Here is an 854-nt window from a genome sequence, read left to right on the forward strand (position 1 = left end):
GTCTCGCCATAGTAGTCATTCTGGTTCATCTCCTTATGCGGGTTGGGTTCCCACACACAAACCATTAGACACTCTCGACCAGCACCCGCCGCAAGCAATAATAGAAATCAAGGCAAACGCCTAGGAACAAAACCCGGGGCACTTCAATACTGACGAGGTCGAACCCACCCTCAACGTAGCTGTGCACAATAACCGGGCCACGATTAGTTTGACGTGTGATAAAGCTACTGCTGCCATCATCGCCCGCCATATCGACACCCAAGCAGACAACAACAGGTGCGGTGCCGGTGAAGCCTTAATTCAACTCATCCTGGACAACACGCATACCAAAGTCGCGATTAATACCTTCACCACCGACACCACCGGCGACAATAACGCCGCCGGTGCCGGTGCTGGTGCTGGTGAGGCGAAAGTGTATTTCCCAGGCTACGGCTGGTCCACGATGACTAACCTTGAAGGCATCGATACCTTCACCCGACAACTCAAACCAGACCACACCGAAAGCTACCAGCCCACCAGCCACATCCGCGCCTACACACAAGGCAGAGACCTCACCTGCCGCTGGCCCGGCTGCACCACACCAGCACACAAATGCCAACTCGACCACCGCATCGAATACAACAACGGCGGACCCACCAGCCCCGACAACCTCGTCACCCTGTGCCAACACCACCACAACATCAAAACCGACAAACGAGTCCACTACATCATGGACCCAATAACCGGCACCATCGCCTGGCTACACACCGACGGAACCTACCAAACAGACCACCCGAAAGGACCACTAGCCACCACAAACACACACTGGCACTACACCTGGAAACAATTCCTCACACACAAAAGAAACAAACACA

General features: G+C 54.4%; 1 protein-coding gene. It reads left to right on the plus strand.

The window, feature by feature from the left end; all coding sequences use genetic code 11:
• Nucleotides 1-181: 181 nt before the first annotated feature.
• Nucleotides 182-854: HNH endonuclease signature motif containing protein (locus ABRP88_RS11365; protein ID WP_349837260.1), on the plus strand; the 673-nt coding region annotated here is incomplete at its 3' end.

Origin of the sequence: Corynebacterium sp. KPL2734 (assembly GCF_040225595.1) — a bacterium.
GTDB lineage: Bacteria > Actinomycetota > Actinomycetes > Mycobacteriales > Mycobacteriaceae > Corynebacterium > Corynebacterium rhinophilum.